Here is a 14,017-nt window from a genome sequence, read left to right as displayed (position 1 = left end):
CAGCCATGACCCTCCAATGTCCCCAGTGCGCGGCCGTCAACGACCGCAACTACACCGCCTGCGCCAACTGCGGCGCCGTACGCGTCTTCGATCCGATGGCCGGTACGAAGACGACCCAGCCGGCCCCGCCCGTCGCCGCTCCCGTGCAACCCCACGGCACCCCGCACACCCCCGGACCGGCCGGCACCGTACCGGCACCGCCGAAGCCCACCGGGCTCCCGGCGGCGGCAGCGGCCCCCCGGTTCGCCCGGGACATCACCCGCTACCTGTGCACCGCCGTCTACACCGACAGCAGATTCGCCCGCAACGCCGTCGAGCGGATCATCGAGGAGCCCCGCCGCGCCGTCGCCTCCTCGCCCGGCGTCGACCTCGGCTGCGTCCTGCGCCACGCGCTCGCCGCCCGCCGCCGGCAGGCGCGACGCGACGCCGTGCTCACCCTGGTGTTCGTGCTCACGCTCGTGCTGCTCACCCAGCGCGGCATCTTCTCCACCCTGGTCCTCGGCTATCTCGCCGCCTGGGTCGTGGTCGCCGTCGAATCGTTCAGCGTGCACTACGGCGTGGTCGCAGCCCGGCTCAGCCGCCAGAACTTCGCGCCCGACCAGGCCCCGCAGCCGCTGAGCGCCGACAACCGGCGCCGCATCGCCGCCATCGAGAAACTCGACCGCGGCAACGTCGTCGTGTTCTCCCGCTACGCCCCCTTCGTCGGATACGGCCAGTCCCTCGCCACCTGGTCGTTCGCCGTCGACACCGCGCATCCCGAAGAGGGCAAGACGGTCATCCCCTTCACCGTCCACGAGCTGAACGACCACCTCGCGGCCCGCGTCGGAGACCTGAAACTGCCCGGCGTCCACGTCGAGAACCTGCTGTTCGTCAACGGCGCCGACCTGCTGTACGAGATCGACGACCGGACCCGCGCCGCGGTGCTGCCCGATACCGCAGGCCCGCCCAGGGAGCGGGTCGACCCCAGCCTCCTGCACGAACTCCGTGAGGACGGCAAGGGCCGCGCCCGCCCCTACCTGGCCATCCGGGTCACCGGCTGGAGCGGCGAACTGGCCACCACCCTCTTCCTGCGCTGTGCCCTGCTCTCCGACCGCAAGATGCTCTTCATCGAGGGCAGCAGTTCCCTCCTCGCCCCCGTGCGCGAGCGGTACCGCATCGCGGACCGGCTCCTCGGGTCCCCCACGCTCGGCCAGTTGCGGGACCTGGTCGTCACGGCGGGCGTCCGCGCGCCGGGCCTGCTGATCAACTCCCCGGTCTCCGTGCTGGCGGCCCTGTCCGGGCCCCTCGCCGAGCACCGCAAACAGGCCCGCCAGGCACGCGAGATCCGCAACCGGTCCTTCAACTACGGCGCGTCCTTCAGCCTCCGCGACGCGGCCAGCGACCAGCTCTTCTACCGCTACTTCCAGGAGCTGGACCGCGAGTTGTACTCCAAGACGGTCGAACACCGTGTGCTGGACGCCCTCGTGGAGTTCATGGAGGACCACAACATCGACACCAGTGACCTGGTGCAACGTCAGACGACCATCAACAACACCGGCCTGTACGCCGGCGGCAACGTGACCGTCAGCAACTCGGCCGTCGGCATCGGCCGAGGCGTCGCCGCGATGTTCCGGCGCGGCCCGGCCGCTCCCGGCGGCCCGGCCGGCAACGGGCCCGCCGGTGCTCCGCCCGCCCCCGCGAGGGCCAACGGAAGGTAGACGTCATGCCAGACACCGGAAACGACGGCAACAGCGGGATCCGGGCGGGCGGTGACATCCGCATCGACGGCAGCGCCGTCGCCCTCGGCGGTTCGACCGCCTCCCTCACCAACGGCCTGGCGACCGACACCGACCGCGAGGCCGCCCTGGCCGACCTGCGTGCCGCCGCCCGCCTGCTGCTCGACCAGCTCCGTCAGGGGCAGGACGGCTACGAGGACGGCGCGGACCTCGTCGACGCCGCCGAGCACGTCGAGGCGGAACTCGCCCAGGAGGCACCCCGCCGCAACGCCCTGCTGCGCTGGCTGGGATTCATCGCACCCGGGGTCCAGGCCACGGCGGCGATCGCGGCCGACGTGGCGGCCATCCAGCACGACATCGCCAGTCTGCTCTGACACGCCGAGCCGCTGGAACCCGGCGAGAGGGCCGGGCGGGGCGCACGTACCGGCTGAGGGCGTGCGCCCCGCCCGGGTCGGGGACGGGAGCGGTGGTCAGTGGGGGCGGCGGCGGGTGGCCCGGGTGGGGCTGAGGCGGGTGTGGGTGAGGCGGGTGTGGGTGAGGCGGGTGTGGGCGACCCGGGTGTGGGTGGCGGCCAGGGCGATGAAGAGGACCAGGATCGCGGCGGGCGCGGTGATCGTGGCCAGCCAGGCCGCCGGTGTGCCGGGGCCCTCGGCCAGCCGGAGGGTGCCGGTGACCGCGGCGGCGGCGAGGCCGGTGGTCAGGAGGACGGCGACCACGTGGCGGGTGCGGTCGGGGGGCGGCGGGGACTGGTCCGAGGTCAACTCCGTCCAGTGGGCGGCCGCTTCGCGGGTCTCCCGGTGGTGGCGGACGGCCGACCAGACGCGCAGGAACACGGCCGGCAACGTGCCGGTCGCGGCCGCCGCCACCGGCCACCGCCAGGCGTCCGTCGCGAGGAGGAGCCCGGCGACCACCGCCGCCGTCGCCCACGCCGTGACGCAGGCCGCGGCCCGCACGCGGCGGGACAGCGGGCGGTCGGCGCCGGCCCGGAGGTCGGCGAGGGCCGGGAGGTACCAGACGCAGCCGGCGGCGGTCACCGCGGCGGTCGCCAGGGCCGGTACGGGATGCGGCACCGTCAGCTCACCGCCTCTGCATCGAGGGCCGCGATCTCCGGGTGGTGCAGGTCGAAGGCCGGGGACTCGCTGCGGATGCGGGGCAGGGTGGCGAAGTTGTGCCGGGGCGGCGGGCAGGAGGTCGCCCACTCCAGTGAACGGCCGTAGCCCCAGGGGTCGTCCACGCCCACCGGCTCGGCGTACTTCGCGGTCTTCCAGACGTTGTAGAAGAACGGGAGGAGGGACAGGCCGAGGAGGAACGAGCCGATCGTGGACAGGGTGTTGAGGGCGGTGAAGCCGTCGGTGGCCAGGTAGTCGGCGTAACGGCGCGGCATGCCCTCGGCGCCCAGCCAGTGCTGCACGAGGAAGGTGAGGTGGAAGCCCACCGTCAGCGTCCAGAAGGTGATCTTGCCGAGCCGCTCGTCCAGCATCCTGCCCGTGAACTTCGGCCACCAGAAGTGGAATCCGGCGAACATCGCGTACACGACCGTGCCGAAGATCGTGTAGTGGAAGTGGGCGACGACGAAGTACGAGTCGGACACGTGGAAGTCCATCGGCGGGGAGGCCAGGATCACGCCCGTCAGGCCGCCGAAGACGAAGGTGACGAGGAAGCCGGTGGTCCAGAGCATCGGGGTCTCGAAGCTCAGGGAGCCCTTCCACATCGTGCCGATCCAGTTGAAGAACTTCACCCCCGTCGGCACCGCGATCAGGAAGGTCATGAAGGAGAAGAAGGGGAGCAGCACGCCGCCGGTGACGTACATGTGGTGCGCCCAGACGGTGACCGACAGGCCGGCGATGGCGATCGTCGCGCCGATCAGGCCCATGTAGCCGAACATCGGCTTGCGGGAGAAGACCGGGATGACCTCGGAGACGATGCCGAAGAAGGGCAACGCCAGGATGTAGACCTCCGGATGGCCGAAGAACCAGAAGAGGTGCTGCCACAGCAGGGCGCCGCCGTTGGCCGCGTCGAAGATGTGGCTGCCGAACTTGCGGTCGCACTCCAGCGCGAACAGGGCCGCGGCCAGCACCGGGAAGACGATCAGGACCAGGAGCGCGGTCAGCAGCACGTTCCACACGAAGATCGGCATGCGGAACATGGTCATGCCGGGCGCGCGCATGCAGATGATCGTGGTGATGAAGTTGACCGCGCCCGCGATCGAGCCGAAGCCGGACAGCGCCACGCCCATGATCCACAGGTCCGAGCCGATCCCCGGCGAGTGCACGGAGTCGGACAGCGGGGCGTACAGGAACCAGCCGAAGTCGGCCGGGCCGTCGGGGGCGAGGAAGCCGCCCGCCGCGATCAGCGAGCCGAACAGGAACAGCCAGAAGGCCAGCATGTTCAGCCGGGGGAACGCCACGTCCGGCGCGCCTATCTGGAGCGGCATGATCCAGTTCGCGAAGCCGGTGAACAGCGGCATCGCGAACAGCAGCAGCATGATCGAGCCGTGCATGGTGAAGGCCTGGTTGAACTGCTCGTTGGACATGATCTGCAGTCCGGGCCGGGCCAGTTCGGCGCGCATCAGCAGCGCAAGCACGCCTCCGACCAGGAAGAACACGAACGACGAGACCAGGTACATGGTCCCGATCCGCTTGTGGTCCGTGGTCGTCAGCCACTGGATCCAGGAGGGCCGCTCGCGTCGAACGGCCGGCGGTCGCTCGCCGGCCCCGATGACCTCGGCGCCCGGCCGCGCGGTCATCACCTTGTGTGTCTGTGCCTCGTCCACCGGACGGCGTCCCTCCCAGCTGTGCGTGTCGGAGCCGGGCCGGGAAGCGCCACGCGTGCGGGTGGTGGACCCGGCGCTTCCCGGCCCGCCACATGATCAGCCCGGCGGCACCCCTCGCCGATAGGGCCCAACAGGCCCGGGTACGGCCGCCGGCAGGGCCGGGTGGCCCCTCTTGCCCGGCGCTCCCCGCCCAGGTCAGCGGGCCCGGTCAGCGGCGGCGGTACAGCGGCGGCGGTACAGCGGCGGCGGTACAGGGGCGTCCCGAAGACCGCCCTGTCACCGGGTACGACCGCGAGGTCCAGGCCGCGGTCCAGGCGGATCCGCAGCAGGGGGTCCGCGGCCAGGCCGGCGGCCAGGTCGCGGACGGCCTGCGCCAAGTGCCGGTCGACCGAGGGCAGTTGGCCCTCCGATGCGGGCGACGCCTACGAACTCTCCGGCGCCGCCCTGCGCGCGGTCGCCGAACGCCGCCCCCACCTGCCCCCGCCGTGCGACCCCGAGATCGCCGACGCCCTGCGGACGATCCTGGCCCGCCACCCCGCCGTGGGCCGCGCCCACCTGCTGCCGGGCGCCGGCGACACCGACGCCCGGCTCGTCGTCGTACCGTGGCGACCGCCATGTCGCTCGTCTTCTCGCCCGCACGGCCGTCCGGACCGGTCTCCGTCTCGCCGAGGACGGCGACGATCGGCACCAGCAGGCGGGCGTCCGCGAGCAGGGCGAACAGGGCCGTCTCAGTCGTGACGGAGGGGCCTCGGACCAGGCGGCCAGGGCGGCGGCGAGGCGGGTTCCGGTGAGCCGTCGTCGCCCGCGAAGCCGGGATCGGGGATGTTCTTGCGCTGCATCGCGCGACGCCGACCGGGCCGGCGCGAGCGGCGGCAGGGCCGGTCGGCCCCGGCACCGCGCCGCCGGGTTCAGAGCAGCGAGACCCAGTAGTCCCACCAGCGCGTGGTGATGAGCATCACGATGCCCAGGCACCAGGTGAGCGGCACCGCCCAGTGGAATTCCAGCACGCCCGCCACCACCGCGCGCGGGGCGCGGATGACGCCGTGCGTCAGGTTGTGCGCGGTGGTGTACCAGAACATCGCGATGGTGGCCGCCCAGGCCAGGCAGCACCACAGGCACAGCGCGCCGATGTCGTACAGCGCCTGGCTCATCAGCCACATGCAGAAGCCCGCGCCGAACAACGTGCCCGCGTTCAGGCCGAGCCAGAACCAGCGCCGGAAGCGGGCCCCGGCCAGCAGCGCGCTGCCGATGGTGACCACCACGGGGTAGGCGGCGAGGCCCAGCAGGGGGTTGGGGAAGCCGAAGACGGAGGCCTGGGCGCTGCGCATCACCTCGGAGCAGGACAGCACCGGGCTGAGGTTGCAGGACGGGGTGAAGTGCGGGTTCTGGATCAGCCGGATCTTGTCGACCGTGATCACGAAGGAGGCCAGGACGCCGAGCGCTCCGGTCACGATCAGCAGCCAGGCATAGGCGCGGGAGGCGGTGGCGCCGGTGGTCGTGTCACTGGTCATCGGACGTGTTCCGCCTTGCCGCTGGTGGTCGGGGGCCGACGGACCAGTGAAGTCAGGGCAGGCGTGAGCGACAAGGGCCGAACGGCCCGGGAGCAGGTGTTCGAACCGCCCCCCGTACTCACCCCCCTCTCGCCCCCGTCTCGCCCCCTGTTACGCCAGCGACAGGAACAGCCGCTCCATCCGCGCCCGCATCGCCTCCGCGTCCTGCCCGTTCTTGCGGCCCGACTCGATGTCGGCCACGCACTGCTGAAGTCCGGTGGCGATGATCGCGAAACCGGCGCGGTCCAGCGCCCGCGAGGCGGCGGCAAGCTGCGTGACGACGTCCTCGCAGTCCCGGCCCTCCTCTATCATCCGGATCACACCGGAGATCTGGCCCTGCGCGCGCCGCAGCCGGTTCAGCACGGACTTCAGGGACTCGCCCTCAAGCTCCAGTTCCACACTCACTCCTCTGGAAATACCCCTAGGGGTACTGTACGTCCGGGTTCGGGGCAAAGGCGAGCACCCGCGTCCGCCCCGGAGCGGAAGTTCTAGGCTTCCCCCTGTGAACTTCTGGTCGATCTATCAGCATGGCTTCGCGCGCGTCGCCGCGTGCACCGGCCACACCGTCATCGCCGACCCGGGCGCCAACGCCGAAGCGGTCCTGCGCCAGGCGCGCCGGTGCGCCGAGGAGGGCGTCGCCGTCGCCGTCTTCCCCGAGATGGGGCTGTGCGGCTACTCGATCGAGGACCTGCTGCTCCAGGACCCCCTGCTGGACGCGGTCGAGACGGCCCTCCAGGAGGTGGTCGCCGGGTCGGCGGACCTGCTGCCGGTGCTGGTCGTCGGCGCCCCGCTGCGGCACCGCAACCGGGTCTACAACTGCGCGGTCGTCGTGCACCGCGGCCGGATCCTCGGCGTGGCCCCGAAGTCGTACCCGCCGAACTACCGGGAGTTCTACGAGCGCCGCCAGATCGCCGCGGGCGACGACGAGCGCGGCGGCACCATCCGGGTCGGCGGCTCGGACGTGCCGTTCGGCGTGGACCTGCTGTTCGCGGCGGACGACGTGCCCGGCCTGGTGCTGCACGCGGAGGTCTGCGAGGACATGTGGGTGCCGGTGCCGCCGAGCGCGGAGGCGGCGCTGGCCGGGGCGACCGTGTTCGCGAACCTCTCCGGCAGTCCGATCACCGTCGGCCGCGCCGAGGACCGCAAGCTGATGTGCCGCTCGGCCTCCTCCCGCTACCTCGGCGCGTACGTCTACGCGGCCGCCGGTCTCGGCGAGTCGACCACCGACCTGTCCTGGGACGGCCAGACGCTGATCTACGAGAACGGGGTGCTGCTGGCCGAGTCCGACCGCTTCCCGCTCGGCGAGCAGTTCGCGGCGGCCGACGTGGACCTCGACCTGCTGCGGCAGGAGCGGCACCGGATGGGCAGCTTCGACGACAACCGCCGTACCCACGCCACGCGCACCGACGACTTCCGGACGGTGTCCTTCCGGCTGGACCCGCCGGTCACCGCCGACCTGGGGCTGTGGCGCCGGGTCGAGCGCTTCCCGTTCGTGCCCGCCGACCCCGACCGGCTCGCCCTGGACTGCTACGAGGCGTACAACATCCAGGTCGAGGGCCTCCAGCAGCGGCTCGGGGCGATCGGCGGGCCCAAGGTGGTCATCGGCGTCTCCGGCGGACTGGACTCCACGCACGCGCTGATCGTCGCCGCCCGCGCGATGGACCGGGCCGGCCGGCCGCGCAGCGACATCCTGGGCTTCACCCTGCCCGGCTTCGCCACCAGCGACCACACCAAGGACAACGCCCACCGGCTGATGCGGGCGCTCGGCGTCACCGCGGCCGAGCTGGACATCACGCCGACCGCGCGGCTGATGCTGAAGGAGATGGACCACCCCTTCGCCGCCGGCGAGCCGGTGTACGACGTCACGTTCGAGAACGTCCAGGCGGGCCTGCGCACCGACTACCTGTTCCGGCTGGCCAACCAGCGCGGCGGCATCGTGCTCGGCACCGGCGACCTGTCGGAGCTGGCGCTCGGCTGGTCGACGTACGGCGTCGGCGACCAGATGAGCCACTACAACGTCAACTCCGGCGTGCCCAAGACGCTGATCCAGCACCTGATCCGCTGGGTGATCAGCAGCGAGCAGTTCGACGAGGAGACCGGCTCGATCCTGGCCGCGATCCTGGACACCGAGATCAGCCCGGAGCTGGTGCCGGGCGAGGAGATGCAGTCCACCGAGTCCAAGATCGGCCCTTACGCGCTGCACGACTTCACCCTCTTCCACGTGCTGCGCTACGGCTTCCGCCCCTCGAAGACCGCCTTCCTGGCCTGGCACGCCTGGCACGACACGGAGTCGGGCGCCTGGCCGCCGGGCTTCCCCGAGGCGAAGCGGACGGCGTACGACCTCACGGAGATCGTGCGCTGGCTGGACGTCTTCTGCCGCCGCTTCTTCGCGTTCGCCCAGTTCAAGCGCTCGGCCATGCCGAACGGGCCCAAGGTCTCGGCCGGCGGCTCCCTCTCCCCGCGCGGGGACTGGCGGGCACCGTCGGACGGCAACGCGCGGGTGTGGCTCGCGGATCTGGCGCGCTTCGACTTCGAGGCCGCGGCTCAGGGGCGCTGACCACCGGCCGGCTTCCCCGGACACCATGGAACCGGGCCTCTTCCTGAGGCAGTCTTTCCCTTCGTGGCGAGTGTTCCGTTTCAAGGGGGACCCGGCGCACCCCACATGGTGGTGTGCGGGGACGACGGGCTGGCGCACCGGCTGGCGGCCGAGTTGCGCGGGGTGTACGGCGAGCAGGTCACCCTCGTGGTGCCGCCGGCCGAGCGCACGGCGAGGCCCCCGGTGGTGGGCCGGGCGCGGGCCGCGTCGGCGGCGCTGCTCGACCGGGTGGTCAACGCGGCGGTCGGCGGGCGGCCCGCGGTGGCGTGGCCGCCCGGCCCGGCGGGCGCGGCCACCGGGGTTACCGGGGCGGTCGGCGAACAGGTCCTGGAGGCCGTCGAGTTGACCGAGGCGGTGCTCGACGAGGCCGGGGTGCGGCGGGCCACCGCGCTCGCGCTCGTGCACGACGACGACGAGACCAACATCCGGGCCGCGCTGACCGCCCGCCGGCTCAACCCCCGGCTGCGGCTCGTACTGCGGCTGTACAACCGGCGGTTGGGCCAGCACATCGAGGAACTCCTCGACCAGGCGGCCGCGTTGGCGTACGCCGGTGAGGGTGACGCGAACATGGAGGCGTCGACCACCGTGCTGTCCGACGCCGACACCGCCGCGCCGGCGCTGGCCGCGACCGCGCTCGCGGGCACCAGCAAGGTCGTCCAGACCGAGGGGCTGCTCCTGCGGGCGGTGGAACGGCCGCTGCCCGCCGACTCGGGGCTGCACACCCTGGCCCTGCTGTCGGTCAACGACCCCGCCGGCGTGGCCGGCGGGGACCAGGAGCCACGGCTGCTGCCGGCCGACGAGGAGGTGCGGGGGGCCGCCGGGCGGACCGCCGTCGTGCTGGAGCAGGTGTCGACGGCGGGCGGTCCGGAGTCGGCGGCGCCGGGGCGCGGGGCGGGGGTCGTGCCGTCGCTCGCCTCGCTGTTCTCGCGGCGGCTGCGGTGGTCGCTGGCCGGTCTGGTGGGGTGTGTGCTCGCGCTGGCGATCGCGCTGTGGGCGGTGACCCGGATCCATCCGGTACGGGCCTTCTACCTGACCCTGCTCGACATGTTCGCCATCGACGACCCGGCGCTCGGGGCGGGGCTCGGCCGTCAGCTGCTCCAGCTCCTGTCCGCGCTGGTGGGGTTGCTGCTGCTGCCGGTGCTGCTGGCCGCGGTGCTGGAGGCGCTGGGCACGTTCCGTACCGCCACCTCGCTGCGCAAGCCGCCGCGCGGGCTCGGCGGGCATGTGGTGCTGCTGGGGCTCGGCAAGATCGGCACCCGGGTGCTGACGCGGCTGCGGGAGCTGAACGTGCCCGTGGTGTGCGTCGAGTCCGACCCCGAGGCGCGGGGACTCGCGACGGCCCGGCGGCTGCGGGTGCCGGTGGTGCTCGGGGACGTCACCCAGGAGGGGGTCCTGGAGTCCGCGAAGATCCACCGGGCGCAGGCCCTGCTCGCGGTGACCAGCGCGGACACCACGAATCTGGAGGCGGCGCTGTACGCCCGGTCGGTGCGGCCGGACCTGCGGGTGGTGCTGCGGCTGTACGACGACGACTTCGCCACGGCGGTGTACCGGACCCTGCGCGCCGCGTATCCGCGGGCGCTGACCCGGAGCCGGAGCGTAACGCATCTGGCGGCGCCCGCGTTCGCCGGGGCGATGCTCGGCCGGCAGGTGCTCGGTGCGGTGTCGGTCGAGCGGAAGGTGCTGCTGTTCGCGGCGGTCGACGTGGACGGGCATCCGATGCTGGAGGGCCGGACGGTGAACCAGGCGTTCCGCCCCGGTTCCTGGCGGGTCCTGGCGCTCGCGGGCCGCACCGACACGCCTGCCGACCACGTGCTGGCGAAGGGGGATCGGGTGGTGGTCGCCGCCACCCGCAGGGGCCTGGCCGCCCTGCGCTGACCCCCTCCGGCGAGGCACCGGAGGGGGTCGGGAGGCGGTGCGGCTACGCCGGCAGGTGCCTGCGGGCGAATTCCAGCTCCAGGGCCACCTGCTTGATGCGTTCGTCGACGACCAGGGAGCCGTGGCCTGCGTCGTAGCGGTAGACCTCGTGGACGGAGCCGCGGGCCTGGAGGCGGTGGATGTAGTTGTCGATCTGCCGGATGGGACAGCGGGGGTCGTTGACGCCCGCGGAGATGTAGACGGGGGCCTTGACGCGGTCGACGTAGGTGAGGGGGGAGGAGGCCTCGAAGCGCTCCGGGACCTCCTCGGGGGTGCCGCCGAGGAGCGTGCGGTCCATGGCCTTCAGCGCCTCCATCTCGTCGTGGTACGCCGTGACGTAGTCCGCGACCGGGACGACCGCGATGCCCACCGTCCACGCGTCCGGCTGGGTGCCGAGGCCGAGGAGGGTGAGGTAGCCGCCCCAGGAGCCGCCGGTGAGGACCAGGCGGTCGGGGTCGGCGAGGCCCGAGGAGACGGCCCAGTCGCGGACCGCCGCCACGTCCTCCAGCTCGATCAGGCCGACCCGGTGCTTGAGGGCGTCGGTCCACGCGCGGCCGTACCCGGTGGAGCCGCGGTAGTTGACGCGGACCACCGCGTACCCGTGGTCGACCCAGGCGGCCGGGCCCGAGGCGAAGGAGTCGCTGTCGTGCCAGGTCGGGCCGCCGTGCAGGTCGAAGACGGTGGGCAGGGGGCCGCTGGCGCCCGCGGGCTTCTGGATCAGGGCGTGGATACGGCCGCCGGGGCCCTCCACCCACACGTCCTCCACGGGCACCGAGGGCGGGCACTTCATGCCGGGCGGGTCCAGCACCACACCGCCGGAGGTGGACCGCACCGCCGACGGCTCGGCGGCGGAGGACCACAGGTACTCCACGCTGCCGTCGGGACGCGCCGTCGCCCCGGAGACGGTGCCGGGCGGGGTGGGGACGCGGGTCAGCTCGCGGCTCGCCAGGTCGTACCGGAAAAGTTCACTGCGGGCCTCGAAGCCGTGCGCGATCAGCAGGCCCGAGCCGTCCGGGTACCACTCGGCGCTGACGTCGCCGGGCAGGTCCAGGGCGAGGTCCGTCTCCTCGCCCGAGGCCACGTCCCACACCAGCGGCTCCCAGCGGCCGCGGCGCTGGTGCCCGATGAGCAGCCGGGTGTCGCCGTCGACCGGGGCGAAGCCCAGCACCTCCAGGCCCAGCTCCTCGGTGCCGCCCTTGGTGTCGTCCAGCTCGGCGACCACCGAGCCGTCCGGGCGCAGCACGCGCAGGGCCGCGTGCATGGCGTCGCCGTGCTCGGTGTGCTCGATGGCGATCAGGGTGCCGTCGTGGGAGAGGTCGCCGACGCCCGCGGACTCGCGGTGCCGGTAGATCTCCACCGGGTCCGCGCCCGCGCGGGCCAGGTGGATCGTCGTGCCGTCCTCGTCCGTGGAGCGGCCGACGACCGCGGTGCGTCCGTCGCGGGCCAGGGCGAGGCCGGCCGGGTAGGAGGGGGCGAGGCCCGGGACGGCCGGCTCGTCCGCGCCGCCGGTGAAGGGCTGGCGGCGCCAGACGCCGAACTCGTCGCCGTCCTTGTCGTCGAACCACCAGATCCAGGCGCCGTCCGGGGAGAGCGTGCCGTCCGTCGTGCCGTTCGGCCGGTCGGTGGCCTGGCGCTGCTCGCCCGTCGCGCGGTTCCACGCGTACAGCTCGTACGTGCCCGTCGCGTTGGACACGAACAGCGAGTGGTCCGGTGCGTCCTCGGCCCAGTCGGGCAGGGACACGCGCGGCGCCCGGAACCGCTTCTCCCAGTCCGGCGTGTCCGCGCTGTGCGGCGCCTGCGGTGCGCTCGGCGTCGTGCTCTCAGTCTTGGCCCCAGTCATGCGCCCATATTGCCTGGCCGTGGCGACAATTGTGTGGCGAGCGGGCGCAGCCTGTGGATAACTTTCCCGCCAACCGGCCCACCGGGACTGGCGGTCCTCCTGCGCGAGCGAAGCCGAGCGCGGGGGTGCCCGTCCATGCGAAAGGTGAGCGACGTCACCGGGAAGGCACTGCTGCACCTCCAGTCCCATGTCACAAGCGACGTCTACGACGCGGCCGGGGCCGTACCCGAACAGTCGTACGACATCGTGTACACCGGGCTCGGCGCGCTGTGCTGGCTGCCGGACATCCGGCGCTGGGCCGAGACCGCGGCGGCGCTCGTGGCGCCGGGCGGCTTCCTCTATCTCGCCGAGTTCCATCCGATCACCGAGGCCCTCGACGACGCGACCGGCAGCAGGGTCGTACGCGACTACTTCGCGCGGGGCGCACAGGTGTACGACGAGCCCGGTACGTACGCCGACCGGGAGGCCGTCACCGCGCACAACCGCAGCGTGGAGTGGCAGCACACGCTCGGCGACGTCGTCTCCGCGCTCGCCGCGGCGGGGCTCCGCCTGGAGTTCCTGCATGAGCACGATGTCTCGCTCTTCCCGCGGTTCGAGAACTTCGAGGTGCGCGGCGGCTACCACCGCTTCCCGGCGGATCATCCGCGGATCCCCCTGATCTACTCGCTGAAGGCCCGCAAGGGCTGACCCGCGGGCGGGGTGGCGCGGCGGGCGCCGTACCGTGGAGGGCGTGTACCGCTTTCTGCTGACTCCGCGCTGGTGGGGCATCAACATCTTCGTGCTGCTCGCCATCCCCTTCTGCATCTTCATGGGGTCCTGGCAGCTGAGCCGGTTCGAGGGGCGGGTGCACGAGGAACACGCCGCGAACCGGCAGGCCGCGTCCGACGGCTCCGAGGCGGCGCGGCCGCTGGAGTCGATGCTGCCGGTGGACAAGGCGACGTCGGGGCGCCGGGTGTCGGCGCACGGCCGGTACGGGACCCAGCTCCTGGTGCCCGGCCGGGAACTGGACGACAAGAGCGGGTTCTACGTCCTGACGCTGCTGCGGACCGACTCCGGGAAGTCGCTCCCCGTGGTGCGCGGCTGGCTGCCCGGCAAGGCGTCCGCGGACAAGGCGCCCGCGGCGCCGCGCGGCGAGGTGACCGTCGTCGGTGCCTTGCAGGCGTCCGAGACGCCGGGCGACAACGGAGTCAGCGCCCAGGGCGGGCTGCCCGCGGGGCAGACGGCGGCGATCAGTTCGGCGGCGCTCGTCAACCTGGTGCCGGACCGGCTGTACGACGCCTGGGTGACGCTGGACCGGGCGGACCCCGGGATGAAGGCGGTGCCGGCGTCGGCGCCGGACGGTACGGGGCTGGATCTGAAGGCGTTCCAGAACCTCGGGTACACCGGAGAGTGGTTCGTCTTCGCCGGGTTCACGGTCTTCATGTGGTTCCGGCTGCTGCGCCGGGAGATCGAGGCGGCGCGGGACGCCGCCCTGGGCCTGGTCCCGGAGGAACCGGCGCCGGTCACCGTGTCCAACGGCTGAGCCGGCACCGGCCGGCCGGAAGCGGTCACGCTCACCGGCATCGGCCAGCGGCGGTCGCGCTCACCGGCACGGGCCAGAGGCGGTCGCGCCCACCGACGCGGGCCGGG

Annotated in this window: 11 protein-coding genes and 1 pseudogene; 6 read left to right on the top strand and 6 right to left on the bottom strand. The window is 72.8% G+C overall.

From position 1 onward, the window contains the following. The first annotated feature begins 5 nt into the window (after positions 1-5). Positions 6-1,697 (top strand): hypothetical protein, encoded by a 1,692-nt coding sequence (locus tag AB0927_RS21990; RefSeq protein WP_366669360.1) that lies wholly within the window; start codon positions 6-8, stop codon positions 1,695-1,697. 5 nt (positions 1,698-1,702) lie between these two features. After that, positions 1,703-2,089, top strand: coding sequence for a hypothetical protein (locus tag AB0927_RS21985; RefSeq protein WP_366669359.1), 387 nt, complete (start codon positions 1,703-1,705; stop codon positions 2,087-2,089). Between the two features lie 96 nt (positions 2,090-2,185). Here the strand turns inward: AB0927_RS21985 and AB0927_RS21980 are convergent, their stop codons facing one another. The 5 genes and pseudogenes from AB0927_RS21980 to AB0927_RS21960 form a co-directional block, all read right to left on the bottom strand. Continuing rightward, a complete protein-coding gene (locus AB0927_RS21980; RefSeq protein WP_366669358.1) occupies positions 2,186-2,785 on the bottom strand; it encodes a hypothetical protein in 600 nt (199 codons plus the stop codon). Between the two features lie 2 nt (positions 2,786-2,787). After that, positions 2,788-4,461, bottom strand: a complete 1,674-nt coding sequence (ctaD, locus tag AB0927_RS21975; protein ID WP_366669400.1) for a cytochrome c oxidase subunit I — start codon at positions 4,459-4,461, stop codon at positions 2,788-2,790. Positions 4,462-5,086: 625 nt separating this feature from the next. After that, positions 5,087-5,327, bottom strand: a pseudogene (locus AB0927_RS21970) (SseB family protein); the annotation flags it as partial. 69 nt (positions 5,328-5,396) lie between these two features. Beyond that, entirely contained in the window at positions 5,397-5,999 is a 603-nt protein-coding gene (locus tag AB0927_RS21965; RefSeq protein ID WP_366669357.1) for a vitamin K epoxide reductase family protein, read from the bottom strand. Positions 6,000-6,149: 150 nt separating this feature from the next. Next, on the bottom strand, positions 6,150-6,437 hold the full coding sequence (locus tag AB0927_RS21960) for a metal-sensitive transcriptional regulator (RefSeq protein ID WP_366669356.1): 288 nt from the start codon (positions 6,435-6,437) through the stop codon (positions 6,150-6,152). 103 nt (positions 6,438-6,540) lie between these two features. On the opposite strand from AB0927_RS21960, the gene AB0927_RS21955 reads away from it, so the two are divergent. Both AB0927_RS21955 and AB0927_RS21950 read left to right on the top strand, forming a co-directional pair. Then, positions 6,541-8,595: an NAD(+) synthase gene (locus tag AB0927_RS21955; protein WP_366669355.1), complete on the top strand. Its 2,055-nt coding sequence runs from the start codon at positions 6,541-6,543 to the stop codon at positions 8,593-8,595. Positions 8,596-8,700: 105 nt separating this feature from the next. Further along, entirely contained in the window at positions 8,701-10,509 is a 1,809-nt protein-coding gene (locus AB0927_RS21950; protein ID WP_366669354.1) for an NAD-binding protein, read from the top strand. Between the two features lie 43 nt (positions 10,510-10,552). On the opposite strand, the gene AB0927_RS21945 is transcribed toward AB0927_RS21950, so the two are convergent. Beyond that, complete coding sequence (locus AB0927_RS21945; protein ID WP_366669353.1) at positions 10,553-12,388, bottom strand: prolyl oligopeptidase family serine peptidase; 1,836 nt, start codon at positions 12,386-12,388, stop codon at positions 10,553-10,555. Positions 12,389-12,523: 135 nt separating this feature from the next. Here AB0927_RS21945 and AB0927_RS21940 point away from each other — a divergent pair, with 135 nt between their 5' ends. Together AB0927_RS21940 and AB0927_RS21935 are read left to right on the top strand one after the other, a co-directional pair. Further along, positions 12,524-13,075, top strand: coding sequence for an SAM-dependent methyltransferase (locus AB0927_RS21940; RefSeq protein WP_366669352.1), 552 nt, complete (start codon positions 12,524-12,526; stop codon positions 13,073-13,075). A 43-nt stretch (positions 13,076-13,118) separates the two neighbouring features. Further along, positions 13,119-13,910: an SURF1 family protein gene (locus AB0927_RS21935; protein WP_366669351.1), complete on the top strand. Its 792-nt coding sequence runs from the start codon at positions 13,119-13,121 to the stop codon at positions 13,908-13,910. Positions 13,911-14,017 lie beyond the last annotated feature (107 nt).

It is taken from the genome of Streptomyces sp. NPDC048106, from assembly GCF_040706415.1.
Lineage (GTDB): Bacteria > Actinomycetota > Actinomycetes > Streptomycetales > Streptomycetaceae > Streptomyces.
The sequence above is the reverse complement of the archived record's forward strand: the minus strand, read 5'-3'. Positions and strand labels throughout refer to the sequence as shown.

What these genes read in the sequence shown, in the direction of transcription:
- AB0927_RS21990 (WP_366669360.1), top strand. Translation starts at nt 6, where the DNA reads ATGACCCTCCAATGTCCCCAGTGCGCGGCCGTCAACGACCGCAACTAC.
- AB0927_RS21985 (WP_366669359.1), top strand. Translation starts at nt 1,703, where the DNA reads ATGCCAGACACCGGAAACGACGGCAACAGCGGGATCCGGGCGGGCGGT.
- ctaD (WP_366669400.1), bottom strand. Translation starts at nt 4,461, where the DNA reads ATGACCGCGCGGCCGGGCGCCGAGGTCATCGGGGCCGGCGAGCGACCG.
- AB0927_RS21965 (WP_366669357.1), bottom strand. Translation starts at nt 5,999, where the DNA reads ATGACCAGTGACACGACCACCGGCGCCACCGCCTCCCGCGCCTATGCC.
- AB0927_RS21950 (WP_366669354.1), top strand. Translation starts at nt 8,701, where the DNA reads ATGGTGGTGTGCGGGGACGACGGGCTGGCGCACCGGCTGGCGGCCGAG.
- AB0927_RS21945 (WP_366669353.1), bottom strand. Translation starts at nt 12,388, where the DNA reads ATGACTGGGGCCAAGACTGAGAGCACGACGCCGAGCGCACCGCAGGCG.
- AB0927_RS21940 (WP_366669352.1), top strand. Translation starts at nt 12,524, where the DNA reads ATGCGAAAGGTGAGCGACGTCACCGGGAAGGCACTGCTGCACCTCCAG.